This is a genomic window from Thalassotalea loyana (genome assembly GCF_030161435.1).
Lineage (GTDB): Bacteria > Pseudomonadota > Gammaproteobacteria > Enterobacterales > Alteromonadaceae > Thalassotalea_G > Thalassotalea_G loyana.
This window is the reverse complement of sequence record NZ_BSSV01000011.1, coordinates 31379-47144: the sequence shown is the minus strand read 5'-3', so window position 1 is coordinate 47144 and position 15766 is coordinate 31379. Positions and strand designations below refer to the sequence as shown.

Below are 15766 nucleotides of genomic sequence, written 5' to 3'. Positions count from 1 at the left end.
AATCATTTTCCTAAATTATTCTTAGAATGACCCATTTAAGCTCACCTTCAACAAAGCAAGACTTTGAAAAGTATTACGAATTTCGATATCAACAATTACGCGAACCATGGGGGCAACCCAAAGGTAGTGAAGTTGATGATATAGAAGAACGTAGTTTTCACTTTATGCTTTCCGACGATAATAACAATATCATTGGTGTTGCCAGATTACATCAAGTGAATGACAACGTAGGCCAAGTTAGGTACGTTGCAGTATCCAGTGAACACCAGGGCCAAGGTCTCGGGAAACAATTAATGGCTGTTTGTGAAGTTCAAGCAAAAGCTATCGGTTTGAAAACGATCGAACTCAATGCTCGAGATGTTGCACTGGCCTTCTATTTATCTCTTGGCTATCAAAATCTAGGTGAATCTCATGTGCTATATGAGAAAATTCAGCACTATAAAATGCAAAAAGATTTTCATGATAAAGATCCATCGGAGTCGGTTAAGCATCTTGTTGAAACATGGCATTCAACTATCCCGTTAAGTAAGGCGATGGGAATTTTTGTTGCTAGTTACGATCATCAGGCGTTGATTACTCGATGTAATTTAGCGTTTAATAAAAACCTTCATAACACCATGTTTGCTGGCAGTATTAATACCTTAGCGACGCTTACAGGTTGGGGGTGGGTCCATTTGCAACTAGAAGAGCAAGCGCTTTCGGGCGATATCGTCTTGGCACAAGGAAATATTAAATACCTAGCACCTATTCCAAGTTATGCTCATGCTCAGGTGATTAAGGCTGATACTGTTGAGAGTTATGACAGGTTAACCATGAATAAAAAGGCCAAAGCCGAAATTGTTTGCAACGTATACAGCGGTAGTATGGTTGCGGCTGTTTTTACTGGTACTTATGTCGTCATACCAAAGAAGGATTCCTAATGTACAGATTGATTTTTATTGCGTTTTTATTTGTTCATCAATTGAGCTTTGCTCAGTCAATAGAAGTTGAAGCAAAAAATGTCCTTAATCAATTTCACGAAGCAGCCGCTACTGCTGATACCAAGGCGTACTTTTCTTTAATGCATCGTGATTTTATCTTTTTAGGTACAGATGCAACTGAGCGCTGGACAAAGGATAGCTTCGCGAGTTTTGTTAAACCTTATTTTTCTAGAGGAATTGGCTGGCGATATACACCTACACAACAAAATATCTCTCAAATATCAGAGGACGTATTGTTTTTTGACGAGTTACTTGTACACAAATCCTACGGTCAGTGCAGAGGCTCTGGTGTGTTAATTAAAGTTGGAGAACAATGGTTGCTAAGCCAATATAATTTATCTATTCCTTTACCAAACGACATTGCAAAAGACATCGTAAAGCAAGTTGAAAGCTACAAAAAGTCAGAGAAGCATTAATATGAAGGTTGCAATAATAGGGTGTGGTTGGTTAGGTAAAGCATTGGCTCATGCTCTCAAAGCTCAGTCTATCGACGTTCTAGGCACAGGACAAAGTGAAGCATCAGTTTCAGCCCTTAACGCCCTTAATATAGATGCTCTACAATTATCGTTGCCTTTGACTGAGGCGCTATCACCACTAAGTTTAACCACGTTGTCTCAATATAATGTTTGGGTTATTGCCATTACACCTCAACTAAGAAAAGGTGAGACAAACTATCCTGAAAAAATTCAAGACATTATGTCGCTGGCGACAAGCTGCCAAGTCGCAAGAGTTATTCTTGTAAGCTCTACGGCTGTGTTAAATGGCCTACACAATGATATTGATGAATCTGCTTCACTAAACCTGGCAGCACCCAAAGTTGACATCTTATCCCGTGCAGAAATGACGGTAATCACGGCAACCAATGAACACCTTCAGTCAGCGGTGTTAAGGTTATCTGGTTTGGTGGGTGAAGATCGTCATCCAGGGCGTTTTTTCAAATTAGATAAACTGTATAGCGATGGACTTGCGCCCGTAAACCTTATTCATCAAAAAGATGCAGTGGGCTTACTAGTTAACATGATTCAATGTGAGGAAATTAGCGGTGTGTATCATGGCGTGAGCATGACGAAAGCGAGTAAACATGAATTTTACCGTGAAGCTGCTCGGGCCATTGGCTTAAAAGAGCCAAGGTTTGATTTGGCAAAAGATAGTGCACAGGCTAAAAGAATCTTTGGCGAGGATACTCGAAAAAGACTCAATTACCAGTATCAACTTCCTGACCTAATGCATTGGCTAGAGCATAGTTGATAGTGAAAACAGATGAGCTTTGCGTCATTGATATTGGCCGATTAAGGAGGCTAAGTGTCCCTGATTTTTGAAACGCTGAATAAGCCTATTAAATTCTTCGAGTGCTGGCGTTAACTCTTGTGGGCCAAAAGCTCTTCGCTGAAATTCATCGTGAGGGATAGGCGATGTATGATAGATGTCTATAACATCGCCATTTTTGATCAAATACTTAAAAACAGAATAGCTAACAATGCCAAAATCCACTCGTTGCTTAGCAATCAGCTCTAAAACTTGAAGTTCGCCCACGGTATCTACGCGAGAAAGTTTGTTTTCTAGCACTGCCTCATTAATACCAAAATAGTAGTAACCTGCGACAGTTGCTAATGATTTATTTTCAAACGATGACGGTTTTTTATAGTTAAAAGGTGCTGATTTGAGCGAGACAAACTCATCTCTGTCTTGATAAAAACCAACGCTCCAGCGAAATACTGTTTCATCTGGGTCATTAAACCATCGAGGGGCTGCGTCAAGTACAATCCCGTCTAGCTGTTGTCTCGAAATAATATGATCGAGCCTTTTTCTTGGTATGTAAACCGTCTTAAAATTGTATTGGGAACTATGTTCAGAAAGTGATGCCGCTAAATCGAAATAGAGTCCTTCTTCTTTTGCTTGATTGATCACAAAAGGAGGCTTGTTATGGTACGTGTATAAATAGACTAGGGCTTTAGCGTTTGTAGGAGCCGAAAGTAATGACATCACAAGCAGCAATGTTTTGGCAATTAAAATGAAAACCTTTGTGTCATTCATTAGCACCACTCTACTCTTATCATCAGGACATGTTCATCATACTACAAAGGTTTGGAGAGGGGACTGTTTTTTAAACAGGAATATTTTTGACCCTGTTGTATGTTTAAAAACAATAGTTTTGCTTGTTATTCTTAACTTAAGTAAGATGACACAACTTAACTAACTATCGCTATTCCCATGTCATTTCGCACTAAATATCCAATAATCCTCTTATTTATCGCTTTGTTTGCCCACGTCTCAATTATGGATTTGTTTTTTGTTAGTTACTCTGGCCCAGTGTTTTTATGGGATGAGAACTTGCAATTAAAAACTATCGTAGTGCATCTATTAATAGCATTGATTTCAGCACTGAGTTATAAATTGTTTGGCTTTATTCGACGTGATGCCCGAAAAGGCAAATTATTCTTGTCAGATAAAGTATTAATTATTTGTTCGGCTGCGCTGATGTTTTCCATCATTTTTACTATTTCAATGTAATAAATTAACAGGCGTAAATAATCAAAAGGCTAGCGTTTAAGCTAGCCTTTTTGTTTTTATTGCTTTGACTTATTTAACCCCATGGTGCTTAACCATTGATCAAAGTTTAATAAATTTGCAGGTAAAATTACTTTTCTATTTTCTTGGCTTAATCCCTTCATTTTCTGCAAATATTGTTCAGATAATTGCATTTCAATTGCTTGTTGTCCGCCATCTTGAGTAATAACATCCGCCATTTTCTCTATCGCATCGCCTGTTGCCTTGGCGATAGCAAAGATTTCGGCAGCCTTACCTTCTGCAGAGTTAATTCTGCGTTGTTTTTCACCTTCAGAAATATTAATCATTTCACGCTTTAGACCTTCTGAGCGATTAATTCTACTTGTTTTATCACCCAGTGATTTGGCTAATATAGCTCTTCTTTCTCGCTCTGCATTTACTTGCATTTCCATCGCATTCTTTACAGTTAGTGGAGGTGAAATATTCTTTATTTCATATCGGTGTACTCGAATACCCCAGCTTTCACCTGCTTTATCTAACACCTCGACAACTTTCGCACTAATAACGTCACGTTCTTCAAAGGTTCTGTCTAAGTCCAACGTACCAATAACTGAACGAGTTGTCGTCTGGGCTAGTTGAGTTGCCGCAAAACGATAGTCGGTGATGCCGTAACTTGCCTTTATTGGGTCAACCACTTGGATATAGATCACACCATCGACTTCGACGTTAACCTCGTCGCGAGAAAAACACTCTTGTGGTGGAACGTTAATTGTTTCTTCCTTTAAGTCATGTACATAGGCTACTCGGTCAATAAAAGGTAACAACAAATGAAAGCCTGCTTCTAACGTTGAACGATATTTACCTAAACGTTCAACAACGTAAGCCTTTTTTGTTGGAACTAAGCAGATTGATTGGACAAACTTAAATGCAACAAAGAAAAATATTGCGCCCCAAACGACTAAAATAAATATATCTAATTGATCTTGTGAAAATGGCATTAGGCTTTACCTCCTTGAGTTGTCGCAGTCACTTTCTCCATTCCATCAAAGAAACCTTCAAGTTTTGCTATTTCTGTCGGTAATACAGAGACATCTGCTGTTGCTAATATGTCACCAGTTTGCCCGATGTATTGTTCCATTAAGCGCATTTTAATTGCTTCGTTGCCACCTTTTTTCAACGCTGCTTTAGCGATCATATTGACACCTTCAGCCGATGCTTGAGTAAGTATTTCGATTTCTCGCGCTCTACCTTCTGCTTCATTTATTTGGCGTTGCTTATCGCCTTCCGAGAGGTTTATGGCCTCTTGGCGCTCGCCCTCAGAAAGGTTAATCGTCGATTCACGCTCTGCCTCTGCTAATGTAATTTCCGCTCGTTTCTCACGTTCTGCTTCCATTTGCTTCTCTAACGTGTGAATAACATTAGGTGACGGTGTGATGTTTCTCACTTCGTAGCGCAGTACTTTAATTCCCCATGGATCTGACGCTTTATCAATTTCAGTGACGATTGTTTCATTCAATTTATCTCTTTCGGAGAATGTCTCACTGAGGTTTAATTTACCGATTTCACTTCGCATCGTCGTTTGTGCCAAATTGACACTGGCAGTACGATAGTCTTCGATACCATAACTTGCTTTCATTCCATCCATCACTTTAATGTAAACTAAGCCATCGACATTAATTTGGATGTTATCTTTCGAAATACAGCTTTGGGCTGGAATGTCTAAAACCTGCTCACGTGTTTCGTGGCGGTATGCAACACGATCAATGAACGGGATAAGAAAATGCACTCCAGGTTGCATTACTGCTCTAAATTTACCCAGTCGTTCGATAATGCAAACCTCACGCATTTCTACGATTAGTATGAGTTTAAGCAATATAAAGATTAAAAAGAGAAGACCAAAGGTCAAAGTTGCTAACATAGATAACTCCTTTGCTATGTTTGTATTAATTAGTTTGTTTTTGGCTCAACAACTAATGAAATGTTTTCTTTACAGATCACGACAGCTTTTGTGCCTTGTGAGATTGTTGAACCGTCGCCTAACGCTGTCCATGAAGTACCTTGAAATTCAACGCGTCCTTTATGTTGACCAGGGCCAATTGTCTCCGTTACTACAACTTCATGACCAAAGACGTCCAATTCCTCGTCGGTATTATCGACTCGTTGCTTGGATGGAAATAATTTGTTTGTGAAGTAATAACCGATAAATAGTAAAAATGTGGCACTGATAAACCATGTGGTGAAAATGGCTACACCGTTAGTCAATAATGCGGTTTTTATACCTATAGCGACAATCAATGAGGCGATACCTAGATTAAGTAAGATGCCACCAGGAACAAATATTTCAGCACTAGCAAGCAAAATAGCTAATACGATCCAAGTTTCGAATGACAGTAGAATTTCCATTGTTCCTCCCATCTATTGTAAGTTTTGCAAATACTGTTTAGCGGCTTTTCTCTTCTCTCGTTTATGGTCTCTAAAAGCGACTATCCAGAAGGCTGCCTCAAAGCAGAAACCTAAAATGAGTAAAATAAACAGTTCGTGAATGCTTCCTAAGCTGTAAAATACGATAGCCAAAACTAACAACGATAGAATAACAATATATCGTATGGTTTTATTCATCATTAACTCTCCTGTTATGACCGTTAAATAACCATATACCTATTGACATAATATGTCAATGTAAAAGTTTTGTTAAAAATACAGATGAGTCGATAGTGTTAATTAGCGCGTACACTATCCCTATCTGTCTCTCTTTTTGTGTCGATTTTAATTACTGAATACCATTTACTTTTGCCTTATAATCCCCGCATCTATTACTAAAGCACGTGCTTTTTTCGAGACTCCATCATGAACGACCAATCTACTTCACGCTTTCGCTGGCAAACTGTTTTGCTTAACGTCAATATCGCAACTATGTCTAATGGCGCTAGTGATTATGGCGAGATTCTTGATGGTGCCTTGGCGATTGAAAATGGCAAGATTGCATGGTTAGGAAAGCAAAATGAATTACCTAAGTATGACGCTGATGAAATTATCGATGGCGAAGGCCAGTGGCTAACACCAGGGTTAATCGACTGTCATACGCATATCGTTTTTGGTGGTAATCGAGCGAATGAGTTTGAAATGCGCCTTCAGGGCAAAAGCTATGAAGAAATTGCCAAAGCAGGCGGTGGCATTATCTCAACGGTAAATGCTACTCGAGAAGCAACCGAAGCTGAGTTGCTTGAAGGGGCATTAAAAAGAGCTAAAGCACTCAATAGTCAGGGCGTAACAACGCTGGAAATAAAGTCAGGATACGGACTTGATATTGAAAATGAATTAAAAATGTTGAGGGTTGCTAGTCAAGTAAGTCATGTTTTACCGCTAACAGTAAGGCGCACATTTTTAGGCGCCCATGCATTACCACCTGAGTTTAAAGAGAATAGCCAAGGCTACATTGACCTAGTGTGTAATGAAATGCTCTCGCAAGCACAGGCATCTGACCTTGTCGACGCCGTAGATGTATTTTGTGAAGGGATAGCGTTTGATGCAGACCAAACCGAGCAGGTTTTCCAGGCTGCTAGCAAGTTAAATATTCCTGTTAAAATCCATGCTGAGCAATTGTCTAACATTGGTGGTACAGCGTTGGCGGCAAAATATAATGCATTGTCATCTGACCACATCGAGTTTCTTGATGAAGCTGGTGTGCAAGCCATGGCCGATGCTGGCATGACAGCCGTTCTATTACCTGGAGCGTTTTATTTTTTGAGAGAAACCCAATTACCGCCAATTGAGCTGTTAAGAAAATATAATGTGCCAATGGCCATTGCAAGTGATGCGAATCCGGGATCTTCACCACTTAATTCTTTGCAATTGATGTTGAATATGGCGTGTACTTTATTCCGACTGACTCCTAATGAGGCACTTGCTGGCGTCACCTGTTTTGGTGCTAAAGCGCTTGGCCTTTCAAATGAAAAGGGCCAGCTCAAAGTCGGAATGGATGCCGATATTGCCATGTGGGACATAACTCAACCTGCAGAGCTTTGTTATCAATTTGGTGTGAACCCACTATCAAGGTTATTTAAATCAGGAAAATCAGTAAGTAATCACTAAACGAAAAACTGTACAAAATCAGCTTTATTGCATAGGCTAAGTTAGACATCGAGCACGAAATCGTGATGTTTAACTTAGGGCTTTGCTGTACTGCATGACATATATACGTATTTTTTCGTTATTTAGCTTGTTTTTTGCGTGCTCGGCCAATGCGGCTGAGTTGAGCTACTCTCTTTCACAACTGTCGATAAGCTTCATTATCGGTATCTCATTACCTGTGCTCTTCTTTGCTGTTTATCGTTCGTTAAGTCAACCCACCGTATTTGTTTTTCCAAGTTTACTTTTCATTTCATTACTGTTTTTGATTGGCTGTATCAGTCAAAATGCTCATGGCCAAGGATGGAGCGAAAATCACTTATGGTTGTGTTCTGCGGCAAATGTTTACGTTGGTTTATTGTTATTAATGCCAAATAGAGCTGACTGGCTAGCTGAACTGAAGTTAGACAAAATAAAGTACTTAACCGTAACGCTATTGTTGTTGTTTGCATTATTTGAATTAAGTCTATTTTTTATTCCTGCGCTTGATCACAAATTGACATGGTTAGCATGGTTTATCATTGCAAGTATTTTGGCTTATTGGCGCGGTTACATGCTGATTAAAGCACAACAAAGTAGCTACTTGTGGTTAATGGTGTCATTTCTCGTTACCTTGTTAAGCGGTGCTGTATTTTGGTTGTGGATAAACCAATTGATTAATGATGTCCTTGTGTATCAAGTCGTTGGCCTAGGTTATTGCATTGTCTTAGCTCATATAGGTTGGTCATTGTTTACGTTTGAGTCGCGTAAAAACGGAGAGCAGGCATCTAGTTTTAATCAAGATGATTGGCAAATGTATGCTCGAGACGCCGTAACGAATTTTCCCTTACAAGGACAGGCGATAAAAAAACTTGAATATGCTTTACTTGCTGGTGAACAAAAACGGTTTGCGGCAATAGCATTCAAGCCTGTTAATTTTGCACAGGCGAATAAAATTCTTGGCTATGAAAATTCAGACGCCTTGCTATTGCAGTTGGCTTACAGTATGCAGAAACAATCCCTGAACATAGACGGATTGATGAACTTATCGTTTGCTAACATTCCATTTCATGTCGCGCGCCTTCATAGCCTTCACTTTTTGATCGTACTCGACCTAACTAACAATAAGTATGAAGACAAGCAAGTCGTTGAGCATGTGTGTCAACAGCTCACAGCAGCATTACCACAGGCGATGACGTTTAAAAGCTATACCATGAATTTCGAACTAGCCTTTGGTGTTTCTCTATTGGCAAAAGGGGATTCCTCTGTTAAACAAGCTGTTGCGCTTGCCGAAGATGCTTTATTGAAAGCTGAACAATTAAATCAAACAATATACTTCTTTGATCAATCGCTAAGTCAGATTTCACAAGCACAGCTCGTCAAAATGGAGCGTCTTAAATCGACGATTGATAGTGATCAGTTCGACTACTTTATTCAACCTCAATTGAACTTGAAATCAAAAGATGTCATCGGCTATGAAGTGTTGATGCACTGGCCGTATGATCATGATACAACGCTAGAGCAAAGTGATATTCAGTCACTGGCTGCTCAAAGTGGCGACGCGTTTACGGTATTTCAATTATTGTTAAAAAGAGCGCTAACCTGGTTGGCTGATTTGGAAAATAGCAAGGCATTAAAGCCTGTTTCAATCAACCTCGAAAGTCTAGAGTTACTTGATGAGGTAACGGTGGAATATATTGAAAGTGAACTAAAAGCTGCTGATTTGCCCGCAAACTTTTTAATGATCTCGATTTCTGAGCACTTGTTGTTATCTGCTGGTGATAGAGTGAAGCTGGCGTTTGATCAACTTCGTCAAATAGGTGTGAAAATATCAATCAACGAATTCTCAGGTAGCTACGAAGCGTTAAGGTATGTTCGACGCTTAGCCGTTGATCAGGTAAGGATTAGTTGTGCTGCGCTGACATATAAAGATGATAGAGAGCCTGAAAAAGCAATTACTCAGGCGTTGATTCATTTGGCCAGTGTGATTGATTTACCTATCGTGGGTACAAATGTAAACAGTGCGGCGATCGAGCTATTGTTTAGAGAGTTAGATGGCGAAAATGCGCAAGGACAAATTATTGCCCCTGCGGTTAACTGCGCTGAGGCAACAAAATGGCTAGCTAAATGGCTCGCATATCGTGAAAACGTTAGTTCGTAATAAGCTACTCAATATCTAACGGATCAGGTGAAAGAATAATACCTGTATTGTCGGCATAGACATGATCATCTGGTAAGAAAGTCACGCCACCAAAATTAATCGCAACATCAGCTTCACCCGTTGAATCATCATTAGCACCAACAGGTATAGAGACGAGTGATTGAATACCGATATCAAAGTCTTCTAACGCATCTACGTCTCGAACACTTCCGTAACAAATAATACCTTCCCATTGGTTTTCTTGGGCAAGTGCGACAATAGATGCGTCTAATAATGCTCGACGTGTCGAACCTCCTCCATCGATAACGAGCACTTGGCCGCTGCCATCTTGGGACAGGAGTTCTTTTATTAGTCCATTGTTTTCAAAGCATTTTAAAGTTACCACTTTCCCACCAAAAGAGAAGCGGCCACCATAATTACTAAAAATAGGTTCGACAACGTCAACTAAATCGGCATAAATATCACAAAGTTCTGAGGTATTGTATTCCATAAAAACTGCTCTTTAGGGCTAGGATTGATCGTTATCAGTATAGCGAGTTAAATTGCTTGTACAATAGTCAGATACCCTGATAAATCAATTTGTATTACAATAACAATAAGATATTCTAATTTTTCATAAAATTATAAGAATCAATTGAATGGCAGAACAATTTTTTACAAGTCCAATACTCTATCTCGTTGAATGCATCGTCTTAATGGTCTTGACGTTTTTCTTGTTGATGTTCTACCGAGGCTTTGGTCGCACTTATGTTAAGTTGTGGGTCATTGCATTGAGCTTGTTAATCGTTAATCGAGGTATGATGTTAACGATGATGGTCTTGGATATTGCCAAGGCAACAGAGCCATTACTTATCTTATTAACCTTTTTGAACAAATTGACGTTCAACCTTTTTGCCTTAATGCTATTTTGGGCTATATACCGAGCAGCAAGCAGCAAAAATATTGATTTGCGGCGACTATGGGGTAGCCTTTTTGTTGTCACACTGTACACGTTCTTTTCTGTTATTTTGTTTGCGTTTGACGACTTCGCAACCTACAACCGTTTATATCTTAGAGAAAGCCTGACGTCTTTTATTATCGGCTGTGGCTTCCTCGCATCTAGCTTTTGGTTGTTCAATCAGCAGAAGACATTCTTCGCTAGTCGTATTTTTATGTGGCTTTTCATCGCCATGGGAGTCAGGTTTGTATCCTATTCTTTAGCATCGGTCATGTTACTCGGGACAGACTACTTTGGCGAAATAGTCAGAGCAATACTTGTCTTTGATAGTGGTGCTAATGCGGTATTGGGTTACGCGATGCTCATTTGGATGCAAGGTGCTGAACGCAATTTGGCCGTAACCGCCATCAACCGTGCGCAGTATTTAGGTAAACATGACCAATTAACAGGCGCTTTGAATCGAGAGCAAGTATTAGAAAAACTGCCATCGGCAATGGAGCTATGCCAACAAAGCGGTGCACGCTTGGCTATTTATTTGATTGATATAAAGCGGTTTAAATTTATTAATGATACCTATGGTCTTAGTGCCGGTGACTATATCTTGGCTCAAGTAGCAATCCGTTTATCACAAAGTGTTTTAGTCCCGTCCGTTGTTGGACGACTTAGCGGAGACTCCTTTGTCTTTGCTTTGGAAATACACAATTTATCCCAACTAAACAAAGGTGCCGATCATATTCATGACTTATTGTCTGCACCTTACCACTATCAAGAGCATAGTATAGAACTTAAGGCTAGTGTGGGGTATAGCTTGTTTCCTGATCATGGTGATGATGAAGAAGAGTTGCTTAAAAAGGCTAATTTAGCGCTATTTCACGCCGAAACAGAAAATATTCACAGTGTTCAGTATATTGAAGGTATGCAATCAAAGGGCTGTGAATTAATGGCGGTTGAAAAGGAGCTGAACCACGCCTTTGAAAATAGAGAGTTTGTTCTATATTTCCAACCTCAACTCAACTTATACACCAATAAATTAGAAGGGGTTGAGGCCCTAGTTCGTTGGCAACACCCTGAAAAAGGTTTGTTAGCCCCTGGTCAATTTCTAGATAAAATAGAGCAATTATCAATGAGCAGGGAGCTAGATCATTATGTTCTAGAGTTATCTGCTCAAAAAGTTCAGCAATGGCAAAAAGAGTTCAAACGTAGGGTCACGATTGCCGTCAATGTAACTTCAGTAGAGTTCCAAGATCCACAGTTTGTTGGTTATGTTCAGTCTTTACTATATCAATATCAAATACCATCTAGCTGTTTGGAACTCGAAATCACAGAAAATGTCGTCATTACAGATATTGAAAGTGTGATGGATACCATTGTTAAGTTACAAAACTTAGGTATTAGAGTGTCTATCGATGATTTTGGTACGGGCTATTCGTCTCTTGCATATTTGCGAAAATTACCGATTGATAAAATTAAGATTGATCGTAGTTTTGTCAGCGAAGTCGCTAATAATGACTCGGATGTTACGATTGTTAAATCGATGATTAAACTATCTCATGGCTTGGGTAAAAGGGTCTTGGCTGAAGGGGTAGAAGACGCAAATCAGCTTGAGTTATTGAGGAAGTTAGGGTGTGATGCAGTTCAAGGATATTACATCGCCAAGCCATTGTCTGAACAGGATTTATCAAAGTATTTAAATCGTTAAAAAATAAAGTTTAATTTACCAAGTGCATTTGAAATTTAGGTCTATACTTTAAACAATGCCATTGGTCTAATTGAGGCTTTTATTGATGACGATTAAACAAAAATTATTACTGAACATAGCCAACTTTATTGGTGCTTTGGTTATTATGCTCGGTATCTTGTTGTATGCTTTGTATAAAATGTCGCTAGAAGTAGACATCACTCGTAATCTGGCTGCTGTTGAATCTGAAGTCTCGCAGTTAGAGCATCACCAAAAAAACTTTCTAACGTTGAAAGATGAAACACACGCGGCAGAGTTTTTCAAAAGCATTAAGAAAACACAATCATATTTATCTGCCCTCAAGGATGGAGTAGACAGTTTCGGCGCGGACACCAGTTCTATCAGTGCGATTAACCAGAAATTGAAAGATTATGAGGCTCTGTTTAACGGTGTTGTGGAACAGCAAAAACTAATAGGTTTACACCCTAAAGATGGTCTCTATGGTAGCTTACGCGCAAGTGTTCATGCGGTAGAAGAGATGTTGGGTTCAAGTGACTATGAATTGCTCTCTGGCATGTTACAGTTGAGACGCAACGAGAAAGACTTCATGCTGCGTTTAGACGATAAATACGTCACTCGACTAGAGAACAATACACAAGTATTGAAAGACAAAGTTCAAGCAAGTAGCCAGCCATCAGCAGTAAAAGCTGACTTAGTCAATTTGCTGTCAGCCTATCAAGATGATTTCCTTAATTTAGTCAATGCACAACGCAAGCTTGGCTACGATCCAACACAGGGAATGTTGGGGGAAATGAATACAGCTGTTGACGATATGCAAAAAAGAACGGCAGCTATATTGGCTGATTCGAAGAAATATGTTGCTGAAAGTATCGCCTCCGTAAAACAAATGGCGTACGTTGTGCTGATTATTATTATCGGTGGAACCGTATTTTTGAGTACTTACATCAGTCGCGGAATTATCAATACGGTTACTGAAATGCGTGACTTGATGAAGAAAGTATCCTCTACCAATGATTTAACACTTAGTGCTGAATTAAAAGGTAATGATGAACTTACAGAAATGGCTAAAGTTTTCAATGAGATGCTAGCAACGTTCCGTCACTTGATTGTTGAATGTAATCAGTCAGTAGAAACCGTCAATGTTGCTACACAATCACTTGCTGAGAACATCAGCGTTGCCAACGAAGGGGTAGATACCCAAATGCAGCAAACTGATCTTGTTGCAACAGCAGTCACTGAAATGGTGGCTACGGTCGATGAAATTGCCAAGAATACTGAAGACGCGGCTAATAAAGCTCAGTTAACAACTGAAAATGCAGAGCGTGGTAAAGATGGTGTTAGTAGCACAATTGAACAAATTTCCGTGTTATCTTCTACGTTAGAAGAGTCGGAGCATATCGTTAGTGAGCTAGCAAAAGATAGTCATACGATCGGCTCTGTACTAGATGTGATTCGTGGGATTGCCGAGCAAACTAACTTGCTGGCGCTAAATGCCGCAATTGAAGCTGCGAGGGCGGGTGAACAAGGTCGAGGCTTTGCTGTTGTTGCTGATGAAGTCAGAACGTTAGCATCAAGAACGCAAGATTCGACGCAAGAAATCGAAGGTATTATTAGTTCATTACAAACCCGTACTAAAGAAATTGTTGATCACATGGGGACATGTCGCAAACAAGGTGACGATAGTGCGGAGCAAGCGAGTTCAGCAGGTAAGATGTTAGAAGAGATAACTTCAGATGTCTCCTTAATCATGGATATGAATACGGCGATTGCAACCGCGATACAAGAGCAGAGTTCAGTGGCGTCTGAAGTCAATGAACATGTGGTTATGATCAGGGATGTTACGGAGCAAGCGGCTGATTCAGCGAAGCAAAATGAGCATATGAGTGAAGAACTTTCACAACAAGCTAAAGTGCTTCATTCTGAAGTGAGTCGTTTTAAAGTTTAAGTTTTTGAGCCAACAAAAAAGGCAGCCGGTTAATAGGCTGCCTTTTTTATTTTTAGTTTGATGAGTTGACTACAGAATAAAACGACTCAAGTCTTCATCTTGTACTACATCATTTAATGTTGTATTGACGTACGCCTCATCAATTTCAATTGATTGACCTGATTTATCATTTGCATGAAATGATATCTCTTCGACTAATCGCTCCATCATCGTATGTAAGCGACGAGCACCGATATTTTCAGTACTTTCATTGACCTGCCAAGCGGCATTAGCTATCGCTTTAACACCAGAGTCACTAAAGCTTAAGTTTAGTCCTTCCGTTGCCATTAATGCTTGATATTGTTCAGTTAAGCTCGCGTTAGGCTCTGTTAAAATACGTTCGAAGTCTTGTGTGCGTAATGCTTCTAACTCGACACGAATTGGTAGACGACCTTGTAACTCAGGAATGAGATCTGATGGTTTTGCCATTTGGAATGCACCAGAGGCGATGAACAATATGTGATCTGTTTTTACCATGCCGTGTTTTGTGCTCACCGTCGAGCCTTCAACGAGTGGTAATAAATCACGTTGGACACCTTCTCGCGAAACATCAGGACCTGAACTTTCGCCACGTTTACAAATCTTGTCAATTTCATCAATAAAAACAATGCCATTTTGCTCAACCGCTTCAATAGCTTTTTGCTTCACTTCATCAGGGTTAACCATTTTTGCGGCTTCTTCTTCTTGAAGCGCTTTAAAAGCATCTTTAATTTTTAATTTACGCTTTTGCGTTTTTTCATTAGACAAGTTTTGAAACATGCTTTGCAGCTGTGACGTCATGTCTTCCATACCTGGAGGAGCCATGATTTCAACGCCCATAGGTTGAGCAGCTAAGTCCAGCTCAATCTCTTTATCATCTAATTGGCCTTCACGCAGCTTTTTACGGAACACTTGTCGAGTTGAACTATTTTCTGGTTTCTCTTCATTGCCAAATGTGTCACGAGGAGGTGGAAGCAAAATATCTAAAATGCGCTCTTCTGCAGCCTCTTGAGCTAAGTGTTTTACACGCTCAACTTCTTGCTCTTTGGTCATCTTAATCGACATATCAGCAAGGTCGCGAATAATCGTTTCCACTTCTTTACCAACGTAACCCACCTCAGTGAATTTAGTCGCTTCAACTTTGATAAATGGTGCATTAGCAAGTTTTGCCAAACGACGAGCAATCTCTGTTTTACCAACACCTGTTGGACCAATCATTAAGATATTTTTTGGTGTGACTTCGGTGCGTAATTCTTCGTTTAACTGCATACGGCGCCAGCGATTACGTAAGGCAATTGCAACTGCTCGTTTAGCTGAATCTTGGCCAATAATATGGCGGTCAAGTTCACTAACAATTTCTCTTGGAGTCATATTCGACATGGGGAATCCTTATTTACTAATACGCAGGAAG

The 15766-nt window shown here is 39.8% G+C and carries 15 protein-coding genes; 8 read left to right on the top strand and 7 right to left on the bottom strand.

Annotated features, from left to right (window positions below):
• The first annotated feature begins 26 nt into the window (after positions 1–26).
• From QQK05_RS18365 to QQK05_RS18355, 3 genes are read left to right on the top strand one after another with little or no spacing between them, the layout of a single operon-like run.
• A complete protein-coding gene (locus QQK05_RS18365) occupies positions 27–920 on the top strand; it encodes a bifunctional GNAT family N-acetyltransferase/hotdog fold thioesterase (protein ID WP_284301409.1) in 894 nt (297 codons plus the stop codon).
• Positions 920–1396, top strand: a complete 477-nt coding sequence (locus QQK05_RS18360; RefSeq protein WP_284301407.1) for a nuclear transport factor 2 family protein — start codon at positions 920–922, stop codon at positions 1394–1396. The genes QQK05_RS18365 and QQK05_RS18360 overlap by 1 nt, the downstream gene beginning before the upstream one ends.
• A 1-nt stretch (position 1397) precedes the next feature.
• Entirely contained in the window at positions 1398–2228 is an 831-nt protein-coding gene (locus QQK05_RS18355) for a Rossmann-fold NAD(P)-binding domain-containing protein (protein ID WP_284301405.1), read from the top strand.
• A 24-nt stretch (positions 2229–2252) separates the two neighbouring features.
• Here the strand turns inward: QQK05_RS18355 and QQK05_RS18350 are convergent, their stop codons facing one another.
• Positions 2253–3014 (bottom strand): type 2 periplasmic-binding domain-containing protein, encoded by a 762-nt coding sequence (locus QQK05_RS18350; protein ID WP_284301403.1) that lies wholly within the window; start codon positions 3012–3014, stop codon positions 2253–2255.
• A 243-nt stretch (positions 3015–3257) separates the two neighbouring features.
• On the opposite strand from QQK05_RS18350, the gene QQK05_RS18345 reads away from it, so the two are divergent.
• The gene (locus tag QQK05_RS18345; protein ID WP_284301401.1) at positions 3258–3491 is read left to right on the top strand and encodes a hypothetical protein; all 234 of its coding nucleotides are present in this window, start codon (positions 3258–3260) and stop codon (positions 3489–3491) included.
• A 56-nt stretch (positions 3492–3547) separates the two neighbouring features.
• Here the strand turns inward: QQK05_RS18345 and QQK05_RS18340 are convergent, their stop codons facing one another.
• Genes QQK05_RS18340 through QQK05_RS18325 form a run of 4 tightly spaced genes read right to left on the bottom strand, consistent with a single transcriptional unit; the run spans position 3548 to position 6110 of the window.
• Positions 3548–4486 (bottom strand): SPFH domain-containing protein, encoded by a 939-nt coding sequence (locus tag QQK05_RS18340; RefSeq protein WP_284301399.1) that lies wholly within the window; start codon positions 4484–4486, stop codon positions 3548–3550.
• A complete protein-coding gene (locus QQK05_RS18335; RefSeq protein ID WP_284301397.1) occupies positions 4486–5406 on the bottom strand; it encodes an SPFH domain-containing protein in 921 nt (306 codons plus the stop codon). The genes QQK05_RS18340 and QQK05_RS18335 overlap by 1 nt, the downstream gene beginning before the upstream one ends.
• Positions 5407–5435: 29 nt before the next feature.
• Positions 5436–5891: an NfeD family protein gene (locus tag QQK05_RS18330; protein ID WP_284301395.1), complete on the bottom strand. Its 456-nt coding sequence runs from the start codon at positions 5889–5891 to the stop codon at positions 5436–5438.
• Positions 5892–5903: 12 nt separating this feature from the next.
• The gene (locus QQK05_RS18325) at positions 5904–6110 is read right to left on the bottom strand and encodes a hypothetical protein (RefSeq protein ID WP_284301393.1); all 207 of its coding nucleotides are present in this window, start codon (positions 6108–6110) and stop codon (positions 5904–5906) included.
• A 225-nt stretch (positions 6111–6335) separates the two neighbouring features.
• Here QQK05_RS18325 and hutI point away from each other — a divergent pair, with 225 nt between their 5' ends.
• Both hutI and QQK05_RS18315 read left to right on the top strand, forming a co-directional pair.
• Positions 6336–7580 carry an imidazolonepropionase gene (gene hutI, locus QQK05_RS18320; RefSeq protein ID WP_284301391.1) on the top strand — a complete coding sequence of 415 codons (1245 nt, stop codon included), beginning with the start codon at positions 6336–6338 and terminating at the stop codon, positions 7578–7580.
• Between the two features lie 94 nt (positions 7581–7674).
• Positions 7675–9756 carry an EAL domain-containing protein gene (locus QQK05_RS18315; RefSeq protein ID WP_284301389.1) on the top strand — a complete coding sequence of 694 codons (2082 nt, stop codon included), beginning with the start codon at positions 7675–7677 and terminating at the stop codon, positions 9754–9756.
• A 4-nt stretch (positions 9757–9760) separates the two neighbouring features.
• Here the strand turns inward: QQK05_RS18315 and rraA are convergent, their stop codons facing one another.
• The gene (gene rraA / locus QQK05_RS18310; protein WP_284301387.1) at positions 9761–10246 is read right to left on the bottom strand and encodes a ribonuclease E activity regulator RraA; all 486 of its coding nucleotides are present in this window, start codon (positions 10244–10246) and stop codon (positions 9761–9763) included.
• A 148-nt stretch (positions 10247–10394) separates the two neighbouring features.
• Between rraA and QQK05_RS18305 the strand changes: the two genes are divergently transcribed.
• Positions 10395–12392, top strand: a complete 1998-nt coding sequence (locus QQK05_RS18305; RefSeq protein WP_284301385.1) for a putative bifunctional diguanylate cyclase/phosphodiesterase — start codon at positions 10395–10397, stop codon at positions 12390–12392.
• Between the two features lie 85 nt (positions 12393–12477).
• Positions 12478–14337: a methyl-accepting chemotaxis protein gene (locus tag QQK05_RS18300; protein ID WP_284301384.1), complete on the top strand. Its 1860-nt coding sequence runs from the start codon at positions 12478–12480 to the stop codon at positions 14335–14337.
• A gap of 69 nt (positions 14338–14406) precedes the next feature.
• On the opposite strand, the gene hslU is transcribed toward QQK05_RS18300, so the two are convergent.
• Entirely contained in the window at positions 14407–15735 is a 1329-nt protein-coding gene (gene hslU / locus QQK05_RS18295) for an HslU--HslV peptidase ATPase subunit (protein WP_284301383.1), read from the bottom strand.
• Positions 15736–15766: the final 31 nt, after the last annotated feature.

Coding starts and splice junctions, on each gene's coding strand:
- QQK05_RS18315 (WP_284301389.1), top strand. CDS start 7,675: ATGACATATATACGTATTTTTTCGTTATTTAGCTTGTTTTTTGCGTGC.
- QQK05_RS18350 (WP_284301403.1), bottom strand. CDS start 3,014: ATGAATGACACAAAGGTTTTCATTTTAATTGCCAAAACATTGCTGCTT.
- QQK05_RS18335 (WP_284301397.1), bottom strand. CDS start 5,406: ATGTTAGCAACTTTGACCTTTGGTCTTCTCTTTTTAATCTTTATATTG.
- QQK05_RS18365 (WP_284301409.1), top strand. CDS start 27: ATGACCCATTTAAGCTCACCTTCAACAAAGCAAGACTTTGAAAAGTAT.
- rraA (WP_284301387.1), bottom strand. CDS start 10,246: ATGGAATACAATACCTCAGAACTTTGTGATATTTATGCCGATTTAGTT.
- hutI (WP_284301391.1), top strand. CDS start 6,336: ATGAACGACCAATCTACTTCACGCTTTCGCTGGCAAACTGTTTTGCTT.
- hslU (WP_284301383.1), bottom strand. CDS start 15,735: ATGTCGAATATGACTCCAAGAGAAATTGTTAGTGAACTTGACCGCCAT.
- QQK05_RS18305 (WP_284301385.1), top strand. CDS start 10,395: ATGGCAGAACAATTTTTTACAAGTCCAATACTCTATCTCGTTGAATGC.
- QQK05_RS18355 (WP_284301405.1), top strand. CDS start 1,398: ATGAAGGTTGCAATAATAGGGTGTGGTTGGTTAGGTAAAGCATTGGCT.
- QQK05_RS18330 (WP_284301395.1), bottom strand. CDS start 5,891: ATGGAAATTCTACTGTCATTCGAAACTTGGATCGTATTAGCTATTTTG.
- QQK05_RS18325 (WP_284301393.1), bottom strand. CDS start 6,110: ATGATGAATAAAACCATACGATATATTGTTATTCTATCGTTGTTAGTT.
- QQK05_RS18360 (WP_284301407.1), top strand. CDS start 920: ATGTACAGATTGATTTTTATTGCGTTTTTATTTGTTCATCAATTGAGC.
- QQK05_RS18340 (WP_284301399.1), bottom strand. CDS start 4,486: ATGCCATTTTCACAAGATCAATTAGATATATTTATTTTAGTCGTTTGG.
- QQK05_RS18300 (WP_284301384.1), top strand. CDS start 12,478: ATGACGATTAAACAAAAATTATTACTGAACATAGCCAACTTTATTGGT.
- QQK05_RS18345 (WP_284301401.1), top strand. CDS start 3,258: ATGGATTTGTTTTTTGTTAGTTACTCTGGCCCAGTGTTTTTATGGGAT.